1 protein-coding gene is annotated in these 553 nt (G+C 67.1%); it reads right to left on the bottom strand.

Translation table 11 applies throughout. The annotated features are described in order from the left end of the window. Positions 1–77: 77 nt before the first annotated feature. A complete protein-coding gene (locus KUM32_RS42935; protein WP_217146967.1) occupies positions 78–455 on the bottom strand; it encodes a hypothetical protein in 378 nt (125 codons plus the stop codon). Between the last annotated feature and the right edge of the window lie 98 nt (positions 456–553).

Raw genomic sequence — 553 nt, 5'->3', positions numbered from 1 at the left:
GGCGGGGCGCGGTCGGAAGGACCGCGCGAACGGGGCCGGGACGCCACGCCGGCCCCGCTCGCTCCGTGCGTCGCGCCCTAACAGGTGGGGCTGTCGACGATCCGGATGTGGGTCACCACGTCCGAGCCGAAATGCCACCACGAGTCGGCCTGGATGCACACCGTGCCAGGCTTGTTCGCGAACTTGACGATCGCGCCGTCGTCGTTGCGGGAGTTGACGGCTTTGACGGCACCGCGGGCTCGGGAGCCCAGCTTCTGGAATCCGCTGGTGACGTCCTTGTATGCGGCCGTCGGACGATTCGCGTCGTAGTCCGCCTGGGTCTTGTAGAAGCAGACGCGCGGGAAGTCGCATCCGCGCATGCTCCCCGCCGAGGCGTCGGGAGCCGTGACCAGGGTGGCGCCGAGGGCGGCGGCTGTCGCCGCGCCGACGCTGAGGAATTTCCTTCTCGCGTTCATGTTGATGAATGTAGCGAGGCAACGGCAGGTACCCGGAAGGGGATTCCACGCCATGCGAGAATTCGGCTTTTCCCTTTCCTCGTGTCCCAGTTCTCACG

This window comes from Streptomyces sp. AC627_RSS907, assembly GCF_019049165.1.
This window is presented reverse-complemented; position numbering and strand designations above follow the sequence as displayed.